The organism is Pseudoalteromonas sp. Scap03, assembly GCF_013393115.1.
Taxonomy (GTDB): Bacteria; Pseudomonadota; Gammaproteobacteria; order Enterobacterales; family Alteromonadaceae; genus Pseudoalteromonas.
In genome coordinates this window covers 526739-547272 of the sequence record NZ_VDEU01000001.1, presented here as the reverse complement: position 1 = coordinate 547272, position 20534 = coordinate 526739, and the positions used below count along the sequence as shown (strand labels likewise).

Here is a 20534-nt window from a genome sequence, read left to right as displayed (position 1 = left end):
TAGAGGTTAGTTTGTTGAAGGAAGTTCCATAATGCCGTCAATTTCTACTTGTACACCTTTAGGGAGTGCACGAACGCCAATAGCTGCACGCGCAGGGTAAGGCTGTTTAAAATATTGGCTCATAACTTCGTTCACAATGGCAAAGTTTGAAAGATCAGTAAGGTAAATATTAACTTTTACTAGGTCTTGAATAGAACCGCCAGCTTCCTCACAAACCGCACTGATATTTTTAAATACTTGATGTGTTTGCTCACTAAAGTCTTCAGAAATAACGTCCATTGTTTCTGGGACAAGTGGTATTTGCCCTGATAAATAAACAGCTGTACCCACTTTTACTGCTTGGCTATATGTACCAATTGCTGCAGGTGCTTTATCCGTTGATATAAATGCTTTATTCATGATGTTCCTATTTTATTTTTTACGATAGACTTTTTGTACATCGGGCATAACACGTATGCGGCGCATAATATTGGCGACATGAATACGGTTTTTAACTGTGATCCCTAAGTCTATCACGTATAAATTACTTTCTTTTTCATCGGTAGCTATTTCTACAATATTGGCCTGCGTAGTGGCGACCACATTGGTTAATTTAGCCAGCGCACCTTGGTGGTTAATGATTTCTACTCTTAAAGTCGCTATATATTCTTTTTCAGGATTATCATCCCATTTTACGACTAGGTATTTCGAACGATCATTTTCCCAACCACGAATATTTTTACACTCTTGGCGATGAACGGTTAAACCTTTACCTTGGCTAACATGGGCAGTAATAGCGTCTCCAGGTACAGGACGACAACATTTAGAATAATTAACCAACATACCTTCGGTACCAATAATAGTTGCCTTGGCACGCTTTGCGATGTCGTTTAAATCATCATTGTCGTTTTGTAACAAGCGTTTAGCAATCAGCATACTCATTAAGTTACCTGAGCCAATCTCTACTAGCAGTTCTAAGGTAGAGGAAAGCTCATGCTCTTCAAGCACTCGGGTAATATTTTCAGCTGGCAGGTTATCAAATTTGTTTTCCCCTAGCGCTGAGTCAAGTAAGCGACGACCAAGTAATAACGCTTCTTCATGCTGTTGACTTTTAAGGTAGTTGCGTACGCCCAAGCGTGCTTTGCCAGTAACAATAAAGTTAAGCCATGTTGCGTTAGGGTGAGCGCCTGAACTGGTAATAATTTCTATTGTTTGCCCTGTATCAATGGCTTTACTTAAAGGATAAGGCTTGCGGTTCACACGTGCACCGACACAAGTATTACCTACATCAGTATGAACGGCATAAGCAAAATCAACCGCCGTTGCACCCATAGGAAGTTCAATAATCCGACCATCTGGGGTAAAGACATAAATTTCTTCTGGGAATAGCTCTGTTTTTACATTCTCTACAAATTCAAACGAGGAACCTGCACTTTGTTGTAATTCCAATAAGCTTTGCATCCATTGGCGTGCGCGCTGTTGTGCAGTATGACCCGCATTGTCACCCGACTTTTTATACATCCAGTGAGCTGCGACCCCTTTATCAGCCATGTGATCCATATCTAAAGTACGAATTTGAATTTCTACAGGAATACCATGCGGGCCAACTAAAGAAGTATGTAATGATTGGTAACCATTAGTTTTTGGTACAGCAATATAGTCTTTAAAACGGGTTTCGATTGGCTTATATAAGTTATGAGCTACACCAAGTACGCGATAACAGGTATCCATAGAGTCTACTGCAATACGAAATGCGTAAATATCCATGACTTCGTTAAACAGCAGCTCTTTATTGAGCATTTTTTTATAAATACTATATAGATGCTTTTCACGGCCTGATACGGTCGCTTTTATGCCAGATTCTTCAAGGCGAGCTTCAATTTCAGTTTGAATATTTGAAATAACTTCTTTGCGATTACCACGCGCTTTAGCCACTTCCGATTTAAGTGCACGATGACGCATAGGGTACAGTGCTTGAAAACCTAAATCTTCTAGCTCATTTTTTATATCATGAATACCTAAGCGATTAGCAATTGGTGCATAAATCTCAAGGGTTTCACGAGCAATACGGCGGCGCTTATCAGGACGAAGTGCGCCTAGTGTACGCATGTTGTGTGTTCTATCAGCTAGCTTGATTAAAATAACCCGAATATCTTGGGTCATTGCCATAATCATTTTTCGATAGTTTTCAGCTTGGAACTCTTTTTTATCTTTGAAGCTCAATTTATCAAGCTTGCTCACACCCTCTACGAGTTCTGCCACCGTTTCACCAAATATTTCAGCTAAATCTTGTTGGCTAAAATCGGTATCTTCAATCACATCATGCATGAGTGCTGCCATGAGCGTTTCATGGTCAAGATGCATGCTTGCTAATATTTGAGTGACTTCAACGGGGTGAGTAATGTAAGGCTCGCCACTTGAACGAGTTTGACCCTCATGAGCCTCTCGGGCTACCACGTAGGCTTTTTGAACTAGCTCAACATCGTCTGCTGGCAAGTATTTTGAGATTTTCTTTTTAAGACCTTCAAAAAGATACATTCACACTCCAATGTTCTCGTGAAGCAAATAAGTTAGGATAAGTTACGAATATACGATGAAAACAAAGGATTGCCAACGGCTATAGTTGAAAAACTATGCCGTTAGCTAAATCAGACCGGGCGGTTGATTATTGGTTGCCACCAACAATGGCAGCAACAGCAGCTAGTTCTGCCGCTTCTTGATGTTGTTGTTCTTCACGGTCAATAACATCCATTGAAGAATTATCAACTAAACCAAGTTCGATTTCACGTAAAGCAACAACTGTCGGCTTATCGTTCTCAGGATCTACTAGTGGATCTTTACCACCAACAGCAATTTGGCGGGCACGACGGGCCGCAACTAAAATTAAGTCAAAACGATTACCAATTGCATCTACTGCATCTTCAACTGTTACGCGAGCCATCTTAGCACTCCAAAATAATTTAAAAGCAAAGGCGTAGTTTACTGCACGCAGCAAGTTTCGCCAATAGCCAGTGGTTAATTTTTATCTATTTTAAGCCATGAACCGAAAATTAATCGTAATTTAGATTACTTGAGCAGCTCATTAATTAAAGTTTGATGACGTGTTGTTTGTGCTTTTAGCGTTAATCGCTGTGCAATTACTATGGTTTCTAAATCGCGTAGAGCAGTATCAAAATCATCATTCACTACAACATAGTCGTATTCGTTGTAATGAGAGGTTTCTGATTGAGCTTGCGCCATTCGACCTGCAATAATTTCAGCAGAGTCTTGGCCGCGATTATTTAAACGTTGTTCTAGCTCTTGTTTTGATGGCGGTAAAATAAAGATAGTTTTTACGTCGTCCATTATTTCTCGAACTTGGCGAGCGCCTTGCCAGTCAATATCTAAAAATACATCAATACCTGCGGCGAGTTGCTCTTCAATCGCTTGCTTAGAAGTACCATAATAGTTATCAAATACTTGTGCCCATTCAAAAAAATCATCTTTGGCAATCAGCGCTTTAAACTCATCAACTGATACAAAGTGGTAATGTTCTGCATTATTTTCACCAGGGCGCGGTGCGCGAGTGGTGTGCGATACCGATACTTTCATATCAGCATGCTTTTTCAGTAGTGCATTTATTAAGCTAGATTTACCTGCCCCAGAAGGTGCCGATAAAATGAATAAGTTTCCGCGAGAGTGTGCCATGATTTTTTACCTAAAATGAACAAGCACAGCCGTTAAAAAGGCCTGCCTTAATTTTACTATTGTACTTTATTTAATGAAGCTTACTCAACTGCTGCATACTTAGAGCAAATAGCCCGTGTCTAAGAGCATAGATACAGAGAGTTTGTGAAGGTGATTTTTACTCTCGCATAATGCAAAGACATGTGTTGCAACTTGCATATCTAAGTGATGTAATTTTTTATTATTATTTAAATTCAATAGGTTAAAGTTTGGAATAAAGTCTGCATTAGTTCAACTATGTAACTATAGAGGGCTTACGTATGAAATTAACCCATCTCGGAAAAGTTTGCTGTGTATTGTGGCCTTGCACCGTTCTTAGTCAGCCATTTGAGAATTGTCCAAGTCAGGCTTTTTTAATGCAAGATGCCAAAGCACAGTTATACGGTATAGATTTAGTATCAGCTAAACCAACGGTGTTAGCCGCGGCTTTAACGTTTACTACTGAGGCAAACAATGAGAGCGTAAACGCCATTGGCTTTAATTATAAAGATCAGTACTTGTATGGCTTTAGCCGCCAAGCACCAAAAAGTGTGGTGCAAATAGACAGTAACTACCAAATGGCTCGCTTAAATATCACAGGGCTGCCAGATACTAATTTTTATGTAGGTGACATTCAGGTAACAGGCGATGCAGCAAATCAGCGCGCTTCATATTATGTTTATACTCCTCGGTTTGGCCTTTACGAAATCGATTTAAACTCAGATCTAACCGCTGAGATTACTGCGCAGCTTTTACCTAATAGTGCTAACTGGAATTTAGGGATTTATGATTTTGCCTTTCATCCACAAAGTAATTTACTTTATGCAGTTGAATCAAATGGTGATTTGCATGAAATTAACGTTGCTAATAATACTTCTAAATTTATAACTCAGCTCGACATTGGTGATGATACGGGCGCATTTGGTGCCGCTTACTTTGACATTGACGGTCAGTTTTACTTTAGTAATAACAAAAGCGGAAAAATACATAAAGTTGATTTAAGTATTAGCCCCGTAGTTGACTACACACCAACAGCAAACGTATTTACCTCAGGACCTAAATCTAGTCAAAATGATGGTGCGCGATGCGCTATTGCAGAAGTTGCAGTTACCGATAGTTCTATCGATTTTGGTGATGCTCCTCGCCCATATAACACGAGTCTTGAGCAAAGTGGCGCTCGACACTTATTTGATCCTAATAGTACTGGTAGTAATCTTATTTACTTGGGTGAAACGGTCGATGGTGAAAACATCAATACGAATGATGATTTAATCAAGAATCCCATTGATGACTCCGATGACGGGGTTAGTTTTGTAACCGCGATTGCTGCAGGACAAGATAGCCAAATTATTGTTAACGCGTCAGCTGATAGCTTTTTATATGCTTGGTTTGACTGGGATCAAAATGGTGGCTTTAGTGAATCTGAGCGCATGGTAACTAAGTATCCGCTTAACAAAGGCGATAATAGTATTTTAGTTAGCGTACCGAGCAATGTTAAAGCAGGGCAAACATGGGCTCGCTTTCGAGTTACTGATGGCTCCGAGGCATCATTAATTACTGCCACGGGTGGGGTGCTAGGTGGCGAAGTGGAAGATTATCCAATAACCACATTTGCTAGCGCTGTTTATCCTGGTGAAAACGATTGGGTTACGCTTGCCTATGAAGATAAATGGCCGTTCTCAGGCGATTACGACTTTAATGATGTCGTTGTAAATTATCGTACTACGCAGCTGATTGAAGGAAGCAATGTGGTTGGCTATAAAATTGATGGTCAACTTGTTGGAGTGGGCGCAACTTATCACAATGGTTTTGCTGTAAGGCTTACAGAAACTACTAATAGCACAACCAATGCTATTTTAAGTAGTGAAATTGATGAGCAAAATATCATTTACACTATCAATGGAGAGCCGCAACTAGACTCGCCATTAGAAGCAAACCGTGAGCAGGCAATTTTGATTTTCATGCAGGACACTTGGCAACATATTACGAAGCAAGCCGGCTGTGATTACTTTAGAACCGAAAGCAATTGTGACGTAAACAGTAAAGTAACGTTTAGTATGACTATTCCATTAAAAGCAGCTAAAGCGCTAGCGAATGCACCTGGTACACTTCTCGATCCGTTCATTTTTGGTAGCGAAGGATTTTATCATGGTGACTTTTTAGTTGGTAAAAATGCAAGAAGCTGGGAGGTTCATCTAAAAAACCAAGCGCCAACAGAGGCTTTCGATAGTAGTTTATTCGCTGTTAATGGTGCAGATGATGCCACTCAGCAAGCCTCTGAGTTATTTTTTCAAACTGAAAATGGCCTTCCCTGGGCGATTGAAGTCGGTATGCAGTGGCTACATCCACTTGAAGGGGTGGATATCACCAATGCTTATGATCGTTTTGCTAATTTTGCACAGTCGTCAGGTCAGCAAGCGCCGCAGTGGTTTAACAGTTACAACGCACCGAGTGTGGTTGTTAAAGGAGAACAGTAATGAATAAATTAACCGTTATCTTATGCTCATTATCACTGTTAACAGCCTGCGGGGGCGGAGGCGATGAAGGTGCAGCACCTGCACCGACCAATGTCGCTCCACCGGTTGCAGATCCTGTAACAGTTGAGCCTCAAAGTATGGCAAGTTTAGTTATAAATAATGACTTTAACTTATCAACAAAATTTAATTTAGCTATTGATGTAGCGCTTTCTAGAGGCGATGAAAGAGCGTATCTAAATATTTGTCAGAAAAAATTGAATACAGAACGAGCAGATTACAATAACTGCTTATTCAGAGCCCCTCTAACGCAAGGGGCACTCACAACCACACTTGCGATGAGCAGACAAGATATTGAGCTAGTAGCGGAAATTTGGTTTTACGATACCAGCACCCAACCACTTGCTTTTACTTGGCAGTTTGATGCTCAAACACAAAACCAAATGTTTGAGATTAGATAACATCAGGTTATGTCGAGTTCTGGTTAAGTTTTATCGGCTTAATTGATAAAACTCAAAGTTAAGATAAAGAATATACTCAGGTATATTCTTTTTTTATTGTTAAAAGGGGCGTTCATGTTCAAGGTTATTTCGAGTAGGCGGTGTAATTCAAAAAGAGGTTATAGCATTGCTGTTATCGCAGTAATTGCCTTGCTGCTAATTGTTGCCGCATTTAATCCGTGGCAGTTTTATTACGCTGATTTATTAATATCCTTTCGGTTTCCTTTGTTAGCTGCTGCGTTGTTTTTTGCATTGTTACTGCTTGCGCTAAAAAAACTATGGCTAGGGGGAGTGATTGCGATTATTTGTATTATCAATTTAAGTTCACTTTTACCGCTGCATTCATTAGAAGTCATTCCCTCGAAGGCTGCGATAACGGTTAAGCAAATTAACCTCAATTACAATAATCCCTATGTAGACATGCATCTAAAGAACTTACAAAACCAGCAATGGGATGTGCTTGTTTTGCAGGAGTTTAGCGATTTAAACCGGCATTTGCTTAAACCGTTTTTAAATAAAGCTAGTTTGTTTGGTTATCGCGAAGTCGAAGGGATCCCCTACGGCATTGTGGTTATTTCGCGTTTACCGATTATACACAGACAGCAAGTTAAATTAGATGGCGACCGATTAGGTTATATTAAGCTTAAGCTGTTATTAGATAAACATCCTATTACCGCTTTTATTGCCCATCCACCTTCACCAAGAACTGCTACTCATTGGCATAATCGTAATCGGTTATTATCAGCAATGAACGAGGCGAGTACAAAAGAGATAGATCCTTGGTTTATTGCGGGAGATTTAAATATTGTTCCCTGGTCGAGCTATTTTAATTGGTTTAATGCGCAAAGTTGTTATGCAGCTGCAAATGCATATACCAGCTTTGCACCTACTGCAATAAAACACACTTTAATGACAGGCTTGCCAATTGACCATTGTATTTTCAATCAAGAGTTTAATTTATCTTCTCTGGAAGTGAGTGAGTTTAAAGGCAGCGATCATAAAATATTAAGTTATACATTAAATTTAAAAAGTTAGGTGAAGTATTTACTTTAGGCCAATACAAAACAAATAGCTTAAACGCTATTTGCTGTGTATTGGCGAAGTATTTATGATGCAGTAGTAAATGTGTTTTTTAAATCATGTAATAAATGGCGTAAATTACGTTTATGCGGGAATAACGTAAACGCGGCAGTTGTAGTCGATAACGCTTTAAATTTTGCGCCTATTTCTCGATAATACTCACCGTAGCATTCTAATATACGTGCCTGTGCTTTTATTTGTGCAATCATTCCAGCATCTCTTTTGCAGCGTGAAACAATTTCTTTCATCGCGTTGAGCCTATTTTTACGATTCGCAGTAATAGAGCCCGCTCTCATTAAGTAATCCATGGCTATGCGCGGTGAAAAAGCTACATCACCAATTCTTGCAAGTTTTAACCAGCAATCCCAATCACTTGCGCTGTTTAATACGTTATCAAATCGGCCGATATAATTAATGGCTGAGCGTTTAACCATAACTGAAGAGGTTCCTATTACATTAGCAAAAATAAGCAAGTCCATTGGCGACTTTAAATTTTGGTAGCCCATATTTTTCTTATCAACAAATTTTGAAAATTCAGGCCAAAAAGAAAAGCAATCCACAATAGGCTCATAGTCTTCATTTACATGCATATAGTTAGTAAAGCTTAAAACACATTCGGAGTTTTCTTTCATATAACCTAATTGCTCATACAGTTTATCATCACTCCAATAGTCGTCGGCATCTAAGAATGCAATATAGTCCCCTTTAGAAGCTGCAATAGCGCGGTTGCGTACATTAACTACACCGGTATTTTCTTGTTCTAAAATAACCAGCTGTGGAAATGTGTTCTGCGCTTTTCTCAACCATTCAACACTGCCATCGGTTGAGCCATCGTCTACAACGATAATTTCTAGATTGACATTTTTTTGAGCAATAACACTACTCAGTGCCTTTGCTAAATACTGTTTGCAATTGTAGTTTGGGATAATAACGCTTATTTCTATATTCATGAGCTGCACCCTGGCTTCTATTAATTAACTAGATAAGTGCTACGCAAGTTAAGCGCCAAGTATTTTTATAGCTTTGTGGAGTGTTTTTTGTCTAATGCTTTGCATTTTGCAATATATGTTCGCAAATTGACTTTAATCTAACCATTTTTAGTGCTTTTTAACTGGGCATGGTTCTTGCGAAATAACCATTAGAATCTTTTGGAGTATTTAGCATGAAACATATAGGCATTGTTGTACCAAGCTTCCATATCCCGTCAGAAACCTTTGTGGTGACAGAAATAAATGCACTTGTTAAAGCAGGTCATAAAGTAAGTGTTATTACCTTTGAGAATTTAAATACCAGTGCAAATCTCGATAGCAGTGTAAATGTAATTATCATTAAAAAGTCTTTTAGTGCTGCTGCTAAATTTGCAATGTCTAAGCCGCTAGTAGCTCTTAACGCTGCTAAAATTGCTTTTCGCTTTACCTCAATCTCAGCCATGTCGCTTCTAGGGTATGGGTTAAACATTGCAGAAATAATTAAGCGGCACGGTATCTCTCATATACATTGTCACTTTATGCATGCACCGTTGGCATACTCGATTGTTGCTAGCAAAATTGCGGGTATTAGTGTCTCATCAATCGGTCATGGCCATGATGTATATGTAAACGATACCGATCTCAAACTCAAGCTTTCGTTATGTGATTTCTCGGTTGCTGTGTGTAAAGACATGGCTCAAAAACTAAGTAATTACAAAGTTGGAAAAGTTGAGCTATTGCATTGTGGTGTTGATTTAAGTTTATTTAGCAGCACTCCAAATCGACTTCATGAGTCTGTTAAATTGTTATTCATTGGGCGCTTAGTTGAAAAAAAAGGACTGCAATTTCTATTACCCGCTATAAAAAAATTAAGTAAAAAATACGCCATATGTCTAGACATCGTGGGCGAAGGCCCATTAATGAATGATTTAAAGTTTTTGTGTGAAGAGCTTGGGCTTGATAAAGATGTTCGATTTTTAGGGCGTCGTACGCCTCTTTGGTTATCAAAAAATACCAGTAACTACTCAGCACTGGTTGCGCCATTTTGTGTATCTAGTAATGGTGACAGAGACACTGGGCCAGTAGTTCTTAAAGAAGCTATGGCCAGTGGTATTCCTGTGCTAACGACCAAGCTTATGGGGGCAAAAGAAATTGTAAATGATTCTGTTGGTTTTAAATGTGAGCCTTCAAGCATTATTGGTTTAGAGACTATCTTAACTCAATTCTGTGAGCTTAATCCCTATGAACGATATGCCAAAGGTATCAATGCTAAACGATTGGTAGCAAATAAATTTAATGCCAGCTCACAAGCTAAAAAGTTGTCATCTTGGGTGCAAAACTCATAAGGAATGAAGATGAACGGACTTAAGCAAATAGCCTATTTTGGACTATCAACATTATTGCTCAAAGGGCTTGGCTTTGCTTTACTCCCTATATCGACTCGTCTTTTAAGCCCTGCACAGTTTGGTGAACTTAATTTTTTAGTCTCTATTTCAGCCGTAATGTCTTTGTTGTTGTGCCTAGGCTTACCTGAGCTCCTTTTTAAACAGCAAATGAAAAGCGTTGTTTTTAAGCAGGCTTTATTTAGGGATGCGTTGATTTTATGTAGTGTGTTAAGCACTGCATTTGTAATTGCTGTTGTATTGTTTGCTGACCTTTTGCTGAATTTATTACCTATCTCTGTTAATCAAATAGATTTGCAATTATTAGCTGTTAACTTGGCATTTTCGTCGGTGTTGTCGATTGTATTTTGTTTTTTTAGGTATTACGAAATGGCTAAGCAGTTCTGCTATTTAGCTGTTTTACAAGGGGTCGGACAAACTCTACTGACCATCATCTTGCTATATCTAGGCTATGGTGTAACCGGCGTTATGCTATCTGGTGTGATAGCGAGTTTTATTGTACTGATACTGTCACTGTGGCAAATAGCACGCACGATTAATATTAGTTTTAAATGTATCGCATGGAATATTACGCCTAAAAATACGCTGTTTTTGTTAAGCATTATTGTCTCTTCACTCTTTGTGTACGCTAATAATGGCGCAGAAAACTGGTATATTGTAGCCAGTGTGGGCAAAGAAAAGCTCGCTCAATATTATGTCGCTCTGCAATTTGCAGTCATGACCTCGTTTACATTTGAACCAATCAGAATGTGGTGGTTTTCACGCCGTTTTGACGAGTTAACCTCAAGCCGCAACCACTATGTGTTTTTATGTGAATTAAGCCTTGAGATTGCGATTACCCTTTGCTGCATAATGCTACTTTTAGCGCCGCACTTATTCACCCTCGTTTTACCACAAAATTATTTACTTAATGCCTGGTTATTACCCAGTTTAATACTCATTGTTGTGCTGAGACACCATAGCGATTTACTTAATATTGGTTGTTATGTTCACTATAACGGCTTGTTTGTGACTATTATTAATGCAGTGAGTGCTACGAGCGTATTAATTGCATTAAGTTTTTTAGTGCCAAAATGGGGAATATTAGGTGCTGTTGTATCGTTAGCATTGGCGCAAACTTTAAAAACGCTACTGTTTGTAGTTATTAGTCAAAAGCTAGAGCATTTAGCATTTAAAGTACACAGTCTGCTCCCTAGCTGGCTGTGCTTTATTCTTGTGTTTTCGTTAAGTGTGACTCAAGTGTCTTACTACATTGTAGGACAGGTTGCTGTGTTGATATGTTTGTTTGCGTTGTTATTTAAAAAGTATAAACACCACATCACGGGAATATTGCAACGGCTTTTAGCAAGGAAGGCGCATGGTTAACTGGTATAAAGAGCATTACTTATTAATAAATGGCTTAGTGATAACGGCGCTTATTTTAAGCTTATATTCGTTATTTGGGCCCATAGCTGCTTTTGCTTTATTGTTACTGCCATTTGCTGGCGTATTAGCCGTGCGTATTAGTACTGTGTTTATTATCTTATTTATTTTATTTAGTTATTTTAGGATCCATGAGGCATTTGTATTTTTAATGCCGCTTAAAATCCCTAAACTCTTAGCGCTAGCCTCTTTACTGGCCATTTTCTGGCATTTATTTATTTCCAAAACATTAAAACCGCATTGGAGCTCAGCTCATCTTATTTTTGTCATTTGGTTTGTTTGGCTTACTGTGTGTGTGTTTTCGGCTTCAAACCGTGGCGTTGCTATTGAGTATTGGTCTGGAGTGTTGGTTAAAGTTTTTATTATGGTGTTTGTGATCAGCTGGTGGTTAACGCGATTTTCTCACTTTAGTTACGTAAGACTAGGAATTATGATTTCTGGTGTGGCCATTGCGCTGGTGGCACTGAATAACAAAATTAATGGTGTGGGGCTAGTTGAGGGCACCCGAGTCACTATTTCTCGAGAGTATCGTTCACAACTGGGCGATCCTAATGATTTATCTTTAGTGCTGATGTTTCCTGTGTCTTTTTTAGCTGCTGAATTATTTAATACATACAACAATCCATATCGACGATTATTTGCAGGCGTTGGTTTAATTTTGGCTATTTCAGGAGTGATAGCTACGCAAAGCCGAGGCGGCCTATTAGGTATTGCTGCTATTTTGAGTTTCTTTTTATATCAAAAGGTAAAAAATCCAGTGGTTGTGGCTGCATGTGGGGCAGTTGCCATGCTTGCCATGATGGTCTTTGCGGGGATTTCAGATAGGCAAAGTGGTGGTGCTGCTGAAAGTGGAGTTGACGAGTCTGCTATGGGTCGAATATATGCTTGGCAAGCTGCAATAAACATGGCGCTTGCTAACCCGCTAACAGGAGTTGGGGTAAATAACTTCTTCGTAAACTATTACTTTTATAGCCCGCACTGGGATGGCAAGAATCATGCAGTGCATAGTACGTGGTTTCAGGTACTTGGTGAAACAGGCTTTGTTGGTATATGTATTTTTTTACTGGTTATCGCCAGTATTTATCGCAGCTTGTCTCGAGTATTTTGCATTAATAAGCTTAACTTTAATCCTGAAGTGACAGTGAATGCTAATGCGCTAAAAGCCGGTTTAATTGGTTTTATGGTTGCAGGTACGTTTTTAACTCAAGCTTTTACGTGGCCTTTGTATATCATTTTGTCCCTGACCATTGCCCTAGAAAAGCTGACTATCGATAGTAATAAGGATTCGTCTTATGGTGACCCAACTAAAGTATTGGCTAAAAAATAGTAACAGTCCCTCGGCAAAACGTTTGTTTAAATTTGCAAAGTCGCTGCGTAATCCACAGCTACCCGTTATTCCTCTACTACATAGTGGGCTTTATCATCTGCACCATTTTATAAAGCAGTTTGTTCATGAACTGCTGAGAATATTTTATTACACCCCATTATTTAAAAGCCAAATTCAAGGCAGTAAAAAACGTTTATATTTATATTCGGGTATGCCTCAGGTAATTGGTAAATTAAGGGTTGAATGTAAAAACGATGTCAGGATCTCGGGGATCAGCACTTTGTGTGGCCGTGTAAGTAATGAGCGTGAGCCTCTACTAAGTATTGGTAATAATGTTGATATTGGCTGGCAAAATGCGTTTTCGGTAGGACGAAAAATTGTACTTGAAGATGATGTAAGACTTGCGGGACGTGTTTTTTTAGCAGGCTTTCCTGGTCACCCAATTGATTGTGAACGTCGTGCGAACGGCCAAAGTGATGATGAGAGTCAAATTGGCGATATTATTATTAAGCGTGGAGCATGGATTGGGACCGGTGTTACGGTACTTGCTGGAGTAACCATAGGTAAAGGAGCCATTATAGGGGCGGGCAGTGTGGTAACCAAAGATATTCCCGATTTTACTATTGCCGCAGGTAATCCGGCTAAAGTAGTCAAAAACATAGTGGAGTGAGCGAATGAAATTTATTGTTTTTGCAGAAGATTGGGGGAGCCACCCTAGTAGTACTCAGCATTTATTTTCAGAGCTTGCAAAAAGACAGCAAGTGAATTGGGTTAATTCTGTGGGAATGCGTAAACCTAGCGTAAAGCTGCACGACATAAAACGTATTTTTAATAAATTTAAGCAGCTATTTCAACCCTCTAATAATAGTAAAATAGCCACGCCTAAAAATATGACGGTATATAAACTGCCTATTTTACCATGGCATGATAATGGCTTAGTGCGCTGTTATAACCGTTGGGTTTTCTCTCGTCATATTGGTGCTCATAAAACCAGTGAACCTATTGTATATTGGTTAAGTGTGCCAACGGCATGCTATCTGTTTGATAAAAGAGCCACCGACTCGCTAATTTATTATTGTGGTGACGATTTTAGTGCGCTGGCTGGGGTTGATCCTATGCTGATTGCGCCTTTTGAGCAGCAGCTGATTAAAAACGCAGATCTTATTTATGTGATCAGCGAGTTATTAAAAACTAAAATGCCTGCTGAAAAAACTAAGTTACTAACACATGGCGTGAGCTTTGATTTATTTACGAGTAATGTCGACAAAGCCGCAGAAATCAGCGCTATTGAAGCCCCCATTATTGGCTTTTATGGCAGTATCAATGCCTGGCTAGATATCCCTTTATTAATGGCGTTGGCCACTGCTAGGCCGCAATATCAATTGGTATTAGTTGGCGATATTACCACTCCCATTTCAGGGTTGTTGCAGTTTAAAAATGTAACGCATATTAGTGCGGTTGAGCATAAACGGTTGGTATCTTTCTCGGCTCATTGGGATGTATCTATTTTACCATTTGTCGATAATGAGCAAATTAGGGCTTGCGACCCGCTTAAATTAAAAGAATATTTAGCGGTAGGCAAACCGATAGTCGCAACCGATTTCGCGGCAGTGAATCATTATCACTCGCAAATTTTTATCGCTCAGTCACAGAATAACTTTATTGAAAAAATTGATCAGGCGTTGTCACTCAGTCAAGCAAAATTAAGTTTATTGCATGCAGTCCAAAAAAACATAGCGAAAGAGCATAGCTGGCCGGTAAAAGCTCTCACTGTGATCAACGATCTACAAATATTAAATCCCTCCGATTAAACCATAACTATAATATTGGCGCGCCCTGTGCAACTACTCCATTAAAGAAGGCTATTTACGCTGTAAATTTTTATTTTGCAAATAGCCGCAAAGTTTCGCATAGCAATATGCAAATCAATGGGTAGCGAATATGTTAGTTAGAGAGCAAATAAAAAGATTACTTTATTTAGCTTTGTACGCTGTTTACACCAGGGCAAAGTTATTTGTTTTGCCGTTGCTGATTGTACCCGTAGTAGTGATTGTACTCGCGGCAACGTCACAAAAACAATATACAAACCACGCCACTATTCTTATAGAAGAATCGGCGCTGCTTAATCCCTATTTAGATGATTTGTCGTTCTCGTTTGATTTATCAAATAGGATGGCAGCTTTGCGTACCTTAGTGATTAGCCGCAAAGTTCTGATTGCCGTGGCAAAAGAAACCAATTTAGTACCAAAGGATGCATCCCCCGCCAAAATAGAAAAAATACATCAAGAGCTTTCACAGGCGCTTTCCTTATCATTGGTGGGAGACGAGCTAGTTCGGGTTAACTTTATTTGGCATGACCAAACCCAAATGAAGGCGGTGCTTGAAAAAGTGGTAGAGAAATTTATAGAAAGTTTATTAGCCCCAACGAAAGCATCACTGGATACCTCTGAGCAATTTTTTTATCAGCAACTGGTAAGTTTAAGAGAAGAGTTGGAGATTTCTGAGGCTTCATTGGCAAGCTTTAAAGCAAAAAACAGTAATACCTTACCCGCTGTTTTACACAGTAATAGGCAAACTTTCGATAAGTTATTAAGTGATCAACAACAAAAGTCCATTGTGCTCTCAGGCGCTAATGCCAAGCTTGAGGCACTTACTACAAAAATGGGTCAAGCAAACCCGATTCTCGGTCGTATAGAAGAGAAAATAATTACTGCAGAATCAGAGCTCAGTTTTTTAAAAACCCGCTATACCGATAAACACAGCAAAGTGGTTTCAAAAAAGCGCGAACTACTCAGCATTAGAGCACGGCAACAAGCGTTAATTGAAAGTGGTAAAGGCCTTGATGCCACTAATATTGATCAGCTTTGGCAAATGGCTAATACCTTACCCAGTGGAAATGACAATGAAAGTAATGTGTTGGTGTCACAAATACTCGCTCTAGAAGAAGCTAAAAATAATGTTCTGCAGCATCAGCAAGAATACGACATGTTAGAAAAACAAGTCAATGCAGTGAGCGAGCGCTTACTAGTAACCAGTGATATAGAAAAACAACTTAGAAAGCTCGAGCGTGACTACGATGTTAAACAGTCATTATATAAAGACATGTTAGGGCGTTACGAAATGGCAAAAGTGACAGGCAAGCTGGTTAAGTATGAAGGCCCTGACAAAGTTAAAACCATTGAGCGAGCTTATAGTCCTACTCAACCAATTAATACTTCACTCGTGGTGGCAATTATTATGGGTATTGTTTTAGGCATATTTACCAGTGTCACCTGTGTGTTTGTTGCGACCTTATTCGACAGTCATTTAAAAGATATTCAAACCATTGAAAAACTATCGTCACTAGACGTGGTTACCATTTTACCCATTGTTGGTCACAGCACGTTACATGCTGGGGTTAGTCCATCAATGCACTTCCTTAGTGAGGGAAATTAACATGAACGTTTTACATTTAGTTCAACACTTTAAAATAGGTGGGCTGGAAAAAATGGCCGTGACTTTGATGCAAAAAAGTCGATTTGCAAACACCAGTATTCTTGTTTCTTTGGAAGGAACTGAAAGGGATGCAATAAATGAATGGCCAGCACTGTCAGCCTTTGAGCAAAAACTTATAAGCTTAAACAAAGCCCCTAAATTTGAACTAAGTGTAATTAAAAAGCTTAGTGAAATAATTAAAAAACATAATATTACAGTGATTCATAGCCATCACATTGGCCCAATGCTTTACGCTAGCCTCACCTGTTTAGTTAATCCAAGTATTAAACACGTATCGACAATTCATGATGCGTGGTATTTAAAAAACTTTAAACAGCGAGTGATCACAAAAGTATTGAATAAGCTGACTAAAATTCATTGGGTGGCCGATGCAAATGTGGTCGCTAATGAGTTTTTCAACGAAACCGCTATTAAAGCTGATAGTACTATTCTTAACGGCATTGATTTTCAACAGTTTATAGATACAGATGACGCTACTGCACGGATTAAGCTTAACTTGCCCCATGACAAAAAGCTCATTGGATGCTCTGCTCGTTTAGAGCCAGGTAAGGGGCATTTAGATTTAATTAAATTACTGCCTGCGCTACCCAAAGAGATTGAACTCGTATTTGCTGGTAATGGCAGTTTACGTTTTTCATTAATGAGTGCTGCAGTGTCACTAGGGGTGGTAGAGCGAGTACATTTCTTAGGAAATGTGCAGCATATGAAATTATTTTATTCTGCCATTAATGTGATGTGCTTGTACTCGCAACGAGAGGGCTTACCTCTGTCTATTTTAGAGTCGATGGCATGTGGCAAAGTAATAGTGGCAACTGATGTCGGTGGCATTAGTGAAGTTGTCAGTGATAAGCAGGGTATTTTAGTAAAACCTAATGATTCTTTTGGCTTAAAACTTGCCCTATTAAAAGCATTGGAAATGAAGCACGGGCAATGCATTCGAGAGTATATTCTCTCAATTGCGGATGCAAACAAAATGAGCGAAGCCTATGACCATTTTTATAATGGTTTAGCTTCATAAGGGGATTACAATGACTTTTTTACTGATTACATTGGCGATTTTGATTGTGTTGGTGTTGTACCATCATGTTGGTTACTTATTGCTATTAAAGCTTTTTAGTAACGATGAAGTGAACATCGAATTAAACGCTACCCCGGCAACCACGCGCTTTGGTATTTTAATGTGCGCCTACAACGAGCAAGAACATATTCGTGAAAAGCTCTATAACCTTGGCTCTATGTTATACAGCACAGAGCAGTATGCTATTCATGTTTATCTTGATGGCTGTACAGACAAAACCTATGACGAGGCGATGATTGCTCAATCGCATCTTGCAAAGCAAAATGTAGTGTGTCATTTGCATTTTAATAAGGTCAATAAAGGCAAGTCGTTTGGTGTTAATGAGTTAATAAAACTAACCAGGCCAAATTACGATGTATTGCTGTTTACCGATGTCAGCGCATTACTCAGCGTTGATGTACTAAATAAAATCGATGCTGATTTTAAAGACCCTCAGGTCAATGTGATCACGGGGGTGTACATATTAGATGACTTAGCCACCAAAGAGCAGCAACAGTATTGGCAGTATCAAAATAAAGTAAAAAGTATGGAGTCATCATTAGGCGCTGTTATTGGCGTACCGGGTGCCATGTTTGCTATACGCGCTGAATATGTTCAGTTATTAGATGCGAGCACTATAAACGATGATTTTATTTTGTCGATGAAAGCACTTAATAAAGGTGGCAAAGCGCTAGTAAATAACGAGATCAACATTGTTGAACGTGAATGCGATGAACAAAGCCATGATTATGCAAGAAGGGTAAGGTTAGGCGCTGGCAATTGGCAGCAAATTAAAATGCTGTCTGAGCTATTTAATCCAAAACTAGGCTGGGTAAGCTTTAATTATATTTCGCACAAGGTATTACGTGGCATTATGCCCATTATACTGGTACTGATTTATGGATTACTAATTTCTCTGGCGGTTTTCTCTAACGTGTTTTTAGCCAAAGTAGCCTGTATTACATTAGCCGCTATACATGGGCTGGGTGTATTAAAACAGCTTTTGAGCATAAAAGTTAAATGGCCGGTGATCGACAGTATTAACTATTTGGTTGCGGCATACTTGTGTGCTTTTTGGGGGATTATTAAATTTGAACGCGGTGATTATAGTAAGCATTGGCAGCGCGTTCACCAAACTAAGCAGTCTAATAATTTAATAATCAGAGCAGTAAAACGCAGTATTGATATTTTAGGCTCTGCTACTGGCTTAATTGTTCTGTTTCCTGTAATGCTCATGGTTGCATTGGTGATTAAGTTCAGCTCTAAAGGACCAGTGTTGTTTAAACAGTTAAGAGTAGGGCAAAGTGATGATGACTTTGTGGCACTTTTTAACGTATTAAAATTCCGTTCTATGGTGGTTGATGCTGAGGTTAAAAGTGGAGCCGTATGGGCAAGTAAAGATGATCCGCGTATTACCCCAGTAGGGCGCTTTATTCGTAAGACACGGTTAGATGAATTACCTCAGCTTTGGAACGTACTCATAGGTGATATGTCGTTGATAGGCCCTCGCCCTGAACGACCTGTTTTTTATTCAAAACTTGAAAAAGATATTCCGTATTTTTGTCAGCGTACTTATGGCATAAAGCCAGGTATATCTGGGTTAGCGCAAGTAATGAATGGCTATGATGAAACTATTGACGATGCACGTAATAAAATTGGTTGGGATTACGCCTATATGTTGAGCACTTCATCAGCTCGTAGCTGGTGTTATATGGAATTGACTATTTTCTTTAAAACATTGGTTGTTATTTTTACTGGTAAGGGCCAATAACCCGCTTCGCATAATGCAATTGTACACCCAAAAAGCAATTGCATTATGCACTTCTATTTCAAAAATTAATTAGTAAGCCATTAAAGCTTTTATATTTCAATGTCTTAAGTTTGGCATTCTTCTTGTAACTGTCTATTTGAGTTCATACTTTTAATAGGTGATTAAAATGAAAAATGTAGCCCACAAAACCGATCCAACCGTTATTACCATTCCTAATGACTTTTCAGGCTTTGCTGTCGATGAGCTAAAAGATCAGTTTGAGCTGCTCGTTGAGCAAGACTCTAATTTTGTTGTTTTAGACTTCTCTAAAACCGAATTTATCGACTCTTCGGGAATAGGTGCTATTGTTTTTCTATATAAAAGAATTGAAAAACAAAGTAATAAGCTATCTTTACTTAATGTCACCGGGCAGCCGTTTAAGTTAATGAACTTATTAAGAGTGGATAAAACCATTCCATTTATTGACGCTGTGTAGAGGTTATCAGGGAGAGTTTTATGAAGGCGAGCATAGCAATTTTCATTTTCATGTTTTTAGGCGGATGCGCTACTTGGCCAGATGAAGGGCAGGGAGGCTTGGCCGAAAAATACCAAAACTATCCATTAGATGATCAGCAGCTAGATGAAACATTTAATCAACCTGAGAGTATTGTAAGGAGCGAGTTTGAGCACTTAGAACTTAAGCTTGAATTATTAAAGTCGCAGGATATTAATGCCTGTATGCCGGCACAGTTATTAAAAGCCCAAATTTATGAGAATCGTATTCGTCGTTTAATCGCAGCTCAAATGTGGGAAGACGCGGAACATGACTTATTAATTCATTATCATGGCCTTAATCAATTAGCTAACCATTTTGATACTGTTAGAAAGTTGACTAATTGCGCTGCATCGATTGATGAACAACCCGCATTAGTTAATGTAAAAAAGCAAATAGCGGAGTTATTAAATAGCGATAACCAATTTGCATTTAATGCCTTTGAAATAACCCCTAAATATGCCGTACGAGTTGCTCAAGCAGCCGATTTAATCAAACAACTAGAAAGTATTAGTATTTTACTTATCGGGCATACTGACTCTGTAGGCAGTAAAAATAGTAATTACGAGCTGGCTTTAAAACGCGCAGATACTGTTAAGCATTGGTTGAGTGTTTATGGTGTGCCTACCTATAACATTACCACTTTAACCCAAGGCAGTTTAAAACCATTTAGTGAGTCGGAACAAAGTGAGCAAAAACGTCATTCAGATCGCCGAGTTGAGGCTATTATTTTAGATGCTAACGTGCAAAGTGAAGATAGCAAACAAGTAAAGTCACTAATGAATTGGACTAAAATTATTGAAAAGAGAAAGGAGTAATGT

At 38.9% G+C, this 20534-nt stretch carries 18 protein-coding genes; 13 read left to right on the top strand and 5 right to left on the bottom strand.

All coding sequences use genetic code 11. From position 1 onward, the window contains the following. Positions 1-6 precede the first annotated feature (6 nt). The 4 genes from FHG08_RS02445 to gmk all read right to left on the bottom strand — a co-directional run bounded on the left by FHG08_RS02445 (position 7) and on the right by gmk (position 3666). Positions 7-399, bottom strand: coding sequence for a RidA family protein (locus FHG08_RS02445; RefSeq protein ID WP_010392969.1), 393 nt, complete (start codon positions 397-399; stop codon positions 7-9). Positions 400-411: 12 nt separating this feature from the next. Beyond that, the gene (gene spoT / locus FHG08_RS02440) at positions 412-2517 is read right to left on the bottom strand and encodes a bifunctional GTP diphosphokinase/guanosine-3',5'-bis pyrophosphate 3'-pyrophosphohydrolase (protein ID WP_109875868.1); all 2106 of its coding nucleotides are present in this window, start codon (positions 2515-2517) and stop codon (positions 412-414) included. A gap of 127 nt (positions 2518-2644) precedes the next feature. Continuing rightward, a complete protein-coding gene (gene rpoZ / locus FHG08_RS02435) occupies positions 2645-2920 on the bottom strand; it encodes a DNA-directed RNA polymerase subunit omega (protein ID WP_008108220.1) in 276 nt (91 codons plus the stop codon). Positions 2921-3045: 125 nt separating this feature from the next. After that, entirely contained in the window at positions 3046-3666 is a 621-nt protein-coding gene (gene gmk, locus FHG08_RS02430) for a guanylate kinase (RefSeq protein WP_054202954.1), read from the bottom strand. A 299-nt stretch (positions 3667-3965) separates the two neighbouring features. Here gmk and FHG08_RS02425 point away from each other — a divergent pair, with 299 nt between their 5' ends. The 3 genes from FHG08_RS02425 to FHG08_RS02415 all read left to right on the top strand — a co-directional run bounded on the left by FHG08_RS02425 (position 3966) and on the right by FHG08_RS02415 (position 7693). Then, positions 3966-6161, top strand: a complete 2196-nt coding sequence (locus tag FHG08_RS02425) for an LruC domain-containing protein (protein WP_178956709.1) — start codon at positions 3966-3968, stop codon at positions 6159-6161. Then, positions 6161-6619, top strand: a complete 459-nt coding sequence (locus FHG08_RS02420; protein ID WP_178956708.1) for a hypothetical protein — start codon at positions 6161-6163, stop codon at positions 6617-6619. The genes FHG08_RS02425 and FHG08_RS02420 overlap by 1 nt, the downstream gene beginning before the upstream one ends. A 114-nt stretch (positions 6620-6733) precedes the next feature. Then, positions 6734-7693, top strand: a complete 960-nt coding sequence (locus FHG08_RS02415) for an endonuclease/exonuclease/phosphatase family protein (protein WP_256729579.1) — start codon at positions 6734-6736, stop codon at positions 7691-7693. A gap of 71 nt (positions 7694-7764) precedes the next feature. Here FHG08_RS02415 and FHG08_RS02410 read toward each other — a convergent pair whose 3' ends face one another. Beyond that, a complete protein-coding gene (locus tag FHG08_RS02410; RefSeq protein ID WP_138606314.1) occupies positions 7765-8688 on the bottom strand; it encodes a glycosyltransferase family 2 protein in 924 nt (307 codons plus the stop codon). 212 nt (positions 8689-8900) lie between these two features. Here FHG08_RS02410 and FHG08_RS02405 point away from each other — a divergent pair, with 212 nt between their 5' ends. The 10 genes from FHG08_RS02405 (at position 8901) to FHG08_RS02360 (ending at position 20531) form a co-directional block, all read left to right on the top strand. Then, entirely contained in the window at positions 8901-10052 is a 1152-nt protein-coding gene (locus FHG08_RS02405; RefSeq protein ID WP_138606316.1) for a glycosyltransferase, read from the top strand. Positions 10053-10061: 9 nt separating this feature from the next. After that, positions 10062-11474 carry a lipopolysaccharide biosynthesis protein gene (locus tag FHG08_RS02400; RefSeq protein WP_178956707.1) on the top strand — a complete coding sequence of 471 codons (1413 nt, stop codon included), beginning with the start codon at positions 10062-10064 and terminating at the stop codon, positions 11472-11474. Then, positions 11467-12858 (top strand): O-antigen ligase, encoded by a 1392-nt coding sequence (locus FHG08_RS02395; RefSeq protein WP_055013278.1) that lies wholly within the window; start codon positions 11467-11469, stop codon positions 12856-12858. Before FHG08_RS02400 ends, FHG08_RS02395 begins: the two co-directional genes overlap by 8 nt. Then, positions 12824-13528 carry an acyltransferase gene (locus tag FHG08_RS02390; protein ID WP_109875861.1) on the top strand — a complete coding sequence of 235 codons (705 nt, stop codon included), beginning with the start codon at positions 12824-12826 and terminating at the stop codon, positions 13526-13528. The genes FHG08_RS02395 and FHG08_RS02390 overlap by 35 nt, the downstream gene beginning before the upstream one ends. A gap of 4 nt (positions 13529-13532) precedes the next feature. Beyond that, positions 13533-14669 (top strand): glycosyltransferase, encoded by a 1137-nt coding sequence (locus tag FHG08_RS02385; RefSeq protein ID WP_178956706.1) that lies wholly within the window; start codon positions 13533-13535, stop codon positions 14667-14669. 130 nt (positions 14670-14799) lie between these two features. Then, complete coding sequence (locus FHG08_RS02380) at positions 14800-16293, top strand: GNVR domain-containing protein (protein WP_178956705.1); 1494 nt, start codon at positions 14800-14802, stop codon at positions 16291-16293. Between the two features lies 1 nt (position 16294). Next, positions 16295-17371 carry a glycosyltransferase gene (locus FHG08_RS02375; protein ID WP_178956704.1) on the top strand — a complete coding sequence of 359 codons (1077 nt, stop codon included), beginning with the start codon at positions 16295-16297 and terminating at the stop codon, positions 17369-17371. A 10-nt stretch (positions 17372-17381) separates the two neighbouring features. After that, complete coding sequence (locus tag FHG08_RS02370; protein ID WP_178956703.1) at positions 17382-19181, top strand: sugar transferase; 1800 nt, start codon at positions 17382-17384, stop codon at positions 19179-19181. 166 nt (positions 19182-19347) lie between these two features. After that, positions 19348-19656 carry an STAS domain-containing protein gene (locus FHG08_RS02365; protein ID WP_178956702.1) on the top strand — a complete coding sequence of 103 codons (309 nt, stop codon included), beginning with the start codon at positions 19348-19350 and terminating at the stop codon, positions 19654-19656. A 20-nt stretch (positions 19657-19676) separates the two neighbouring features. Further along, positions 19677-20531, top strand: coding sequence for an OmpA family protein (locus tag FHG08_RS02360; RefSeq protein ID WP_138606333.1), 855 nt, complete (start codon positions 19677-19679; stop codon positions 20529-20531). Positions 20532-20534 lie beyond the last annotated feature (3 nt).